Source organism: Arachidicoccus rhizosphaerae, assembly GCF_900107765.1.
Classification (GTDB): domain Bacteria; phylum Bacteroidota; class Bacteroidia; order Chitinophagales; family Chitinophagaceae; genus Arachidicoccus; species Arachidicoccus rhizosphaerae.
Window position 1 is genome coordinate 5,896 of sequence record NZ_FNQY01000044.1, and the last position, 3,050, is coordinate 8,945.

Sequence of the window (3,050 nt, forward strand, 5' to 3'; positions counted from 1 at the left end):
ATAGGGATGAAAAGCAGCATTTGGGTGGCGGCCGGGTAACCCCTAATGATGCTGTTGCAGGAATCGCAGGAACAGCTCTAATGTTTTTGCCTTTAGGGGCGGAGGCCGCTAAAGGAGAACGAGTTGTCAAGGTAGGGCTGGTTACTGCTGAGGACGCCGCTAAGGGGGAAAGTAAGCTTTTAGGAAAAGATGTAGTAACGACTACAACCCGTATTGGAAGAGATGGCAAGGCTGTTGAAGTAATATTCAAAGACGGGAGTAAAATTGATATTAACGCAGCCCGTGTAAAACAATGGACACCAAATACACATCCTAATGCACCTGCGGGAACATTACAGAAAGTAAAGTTTGATAACCCCTTACCCGGTTCAAAAGGTTATAAGCGTACACCTACTCAAAGCGAGTTGGATTTTCTTAATGGTTTATAAAAGAATTATGGACATAGATAAAGCTATAAGAATATTTTCAGATTTTTTAAATAACAGTTGGATAATAGTATCTCAATTGTTGCTTAATAGAGATTATACCTCAAATGAAGATTCAATTAACGATTGGCTGCAAGCCAACTGGGAACTACTTGTTGAGCGAAAAGTTCTTAAAGTAAATGAATACTTGGAGGTATATGGTGAGGGGGCGGATTATAATGGCTCGAGCAGTAGAATAGTCGATCCCGAAGCATTGCCAAATTTCAAAGTAGTTATTAAGTCAAGAAGCGGTAATAAGATTCTTGATATATTGAATGACGAACAAGTAGTGCTGGAAAATTTAACCTTCGAGAAAATTGTAGGATTTAAAAACGGATTTTATACATTCGAACCAGAATTTAAATATGTGTTACTTACAGATGATAATTTAGGACTGGAAAGGGTTATAGTATTGGACGATGTTGTGTTTGAGTTAGAGAGATTATAGGAAAAGCCGCTAAGACGGGAATGACAACTGTTGGCCGCTGGATGTCAAAAGCTGAGTACGAAATGATGGCTAAAACAGGTCGTATGGTAGAAGGGGCTGGCGGGCAAACTTTTGTGGCAACAGGAGGGCCAGGGGCATTTAATGCAGCAGCTAAAGGTTCGGTTTATGTAGAATTCCAAGTACCCACAAATAGTCTTTTACAAGGGGGCCAAGCTAATTGGTTTAAAGTTTTAGGCCCTAATTCAGGTAAGGCAATGCAAGGAGCTTTGCAGAAGCAAGGCGGAGAACTAGTACCTCAAATTCAAAATCTTTCACCAATTCTAAAAGTAAAATAATGATGGAGAGTACTATAAATATAGAGTGGTTTAAGAATGAGTTTTCCTCTAAATTAAGTGGTTATGAGTTAGAGTATAAGTTTTTTAACGAAGGGGATTTTGGTTCTTTAAATCAGATTGAATTTAATTCAAAAAAGAGAGGGGGAAATATTGACTTTTGGGGGCTTGGATGGACAGGTATTTTTGTTTGGGATTATGAAACTGAAGAACAGCTATTGAATGTTCTTTTAGAACCTCATCAAGAGAAGGAGAAAGAGCAAGCTTTTAAAAAGTTGGAAGAGCTTTTATAGTGTATGAAGTCCCGATTTTCGGGGCTTCATTTTTTTTAGTAGTTCAGAATAGATTTTATAATTTTCTTCATCAAAGCAAACAAAGATTACTTTTTTTAAATTGGCTGTTGTTGTCAAGAAGTCAGACACTGTTTTGATCGCAATTTTAGCAGCTTTTTGTTTTGGGAATTTGTAAATGCCCGTGCTTATATTAGGAAACGAAATAGATTGTATTTGATTATCTGATGCAAGTTTTAGGCTATTGAAATATGCTGATGCTAATAATTTTTCTTCGTTGTTCTTGCCCTTATTCCAAACGGGACCGACAGTATGAATAACAAATTTTGCAGGTAGTTTTCCGGCAGTAGTTATAACAGCTTCACCTATTTTGCAACCGCCTTGTTTACTTCGGATTTTTTGGCAATCCTCAAGTATCGCTGTGCCACCAACTTTATGAATTGCACCATCAACACCACTACCGCCAAGTAGGGAGGTATTTGCAGCGTTTACAATGGCATCAACTTCTATTTTGGTAATGTCACCTTTTAAAACTTCAATCATTATTTACTCGAGTTTCGCACCTAAAAAAGGGAAAAATTATTTTACATCATATTAGGAAAAATGTAGCATGAAAATTTATTTTAAGTTATTGGTATTCAGTAACTTAGCATTCTCAAACATAGCAAAATCATGCTACCATCCAAAGGTATAGAATCTATTGAAGAGTTGAAAAAATACTTTTCAATACCAGAAAAAAAAGTGGATTATCTTTTAGATCTTTTAAAGTTCTTTGATTTTAAGCGAATTCATAAAAAGCTGGATGTCTTGAAAAGACAGGGTTCAAGCATTAGTTCGATTCTATCTGTGCTTGTAATCTTACCCTTTCTTAATCAAGCCAGCGTTCATGCTTTGCTGAGGTCGGGCAGTAAAAACATGGCGGGTGGAGGAAAGGATGTGTTTTACAGAACGAAGAATAGGCAGGATATTGACTGGCGTGGGTTTTTAACCTCATTTGTCAAACGATTTTTAGCCATCGTGGCCAAAAAAGGGGAAAATGATGGTGCCGGACCCAGGTGTTTAGCCCTGGACGACTCTTATCTACCTAAAGTTGGGACCAAGGCTGAGTTTGTTGGCCGTCATAAAGTTTAAATGTGGGCTTATATATTTTTACAGAAGCATATTGCTGTTGATACTCTTAATGGGATCGTTGTCCATATGCAAAGCGCAGACTTTGAGCGGAGAACTTAATCCGGTAGCAGGAATCGATTATGTTTATATGCTCAGTGGCAGTTATTCTGGAGCGGTATGGTCGGTTACCAATGGAACCGTAATTTCCTCTTCTTCCACGCAGGCAACCATCCGTTTTAATCAACCTTCTGGAGGAGCTGAGTCTTATGGGAGTGCTCATATTTCGGTGGCCAATCCTTCACCTGTCGCTAGTTTGGATGTTACTGTTTCGGCCGGTTTAAGTTCAGCGTCACTGGAAGCATATCCAAGCACTACAACACCGGGGCATACAGTAGAACTCTATGCT

General features: G+C 38.6%; 7 protein-coding genes. 6 read left to right on the forward strand and 1 reads right to left on the reverse strand.

Going from position 1 to position 3,050, the window contains the following annotated elements:
* The 4 genes from BLU80_RS19150 to BLU80_RS19165 form a co-directional block, all read left to right on the forward strand.
* On the forward strand, nt 1–428 hold a 428-nt coding region (locus BLU80_RS19150; protein WP_211481922.1), incomplete at its 5' end, for a hypothetical protein.
* A gap of 7 nt (nt 429–435) precedes the next feature.
* On the forward strand, nt 436–912 hold the full coding sequence (locus BLU80_RS19155; RefSeq protein WP_091401566.1) for a hypothetical protein: 477 nt from the start codon (nt 436–438) through the stop codon (nt 910–912).
* 20 nt (nt 913–932) lie between these two features.
* Entirely contained in the window at nt 933–1,247 is a 315-nt protein-coding gene (locus BLU80_RS19160; protein ID WP_091401560.1) for a TreTu family toxin, read from the forward strand.
* The gene (locus BLU80_RS19165; RefSeq protein ID WP_091401562.1) at nt 1,247–1,537 is read left to right on the forward strand and encodes a hypothetical protein; all 291 of its coding nucleotides are present in this window, start codon (nt 1,247–1,249) and stop codon (nt 1,535–1,537) included. The genes BLU80_RS19160 and BLU80_RS19165 overlap by 1 nt, the downstream gene beginning before the upstream one ends.
* Here BLU80_RS19165 and BLU80_RS19170 read toward each other — a convergent pair.
* Complete coding sequence (locus BLU80_RS19170; RefSeq protein ID WP_091401563.1) at nt 1,532–2,077, reverse strand: O-acetyl-ADP-ribose deacetylase; 546 nt, start codon at nt 2,075–2,077, stop codon at nt 1,532–1,534. The two genes, BLU80_RS19165 and BLU80_RS19170, sit on opposite strands and share 6 nt — an antisense overlap.
* Nucleotides 2,078–2,206: 129 nt before the next feature.
* Between BLU80_RS19170 and BLU80_RS19175 the strand changes: the two genes are divergently transcribed.
* A complete protein-coding gene (locus tag BLU80_RS19175; protein ID WP_091401565.1) occupies nt 2,207–2,665 on the forward strand; it encodes a hypothetical protein in 459 nt (152 codons plus the stop codon).
* Nucleotides 2,666–2,747: 82 nt separating this feature from the next.
* Nucleotides 2,748–3,050: hypothetical protein (locus BLU80_RS19180; RefSeq protein ID WP_139188222.1), on the forward strand; the 303-nt coding region annotated here is incomplete at its 3' end.

Excerpts from the sequence above, each read along its gene's own strand:
- BLU80_RS19170 (WP_091401563.1), bottom strand. The coding sequence starts at position 2,077 with ATGATTGAAGTTTTAAAAGGTGACATTACCAAAATAGAAGTTGATGCC.
- BLU80_RS19160 (WP_091401560.1), top strand. The coding sequence starts at position 933 with ATGACAACTGTTGGCCGCTGGATGTCAAAAGCTGAGTACGAAATGATG.
- BLU80_RS19165 (WP_091401562.1), top strand. The coding sequence starts at position 1,247 with ATGATGGAGAGTACTATAAATATAGAGTGGTTTAAGAATGAGTTTTCC.
- BLU80_RS19175 (WP_091401565.1), top strand. The coding sequence starts at position 2,207 with ATGCTACCATCCAAAGGTATAGAATCTATTGAAGAGTTGAAAAAATAC.
- BLU80_RS19155 (WP_091401566.1), top strand. The coding sequence starts at position 436 with ATGGACATAGATAAAGCTATAAGAATATTTTCAGATTTTTTAAATAAC.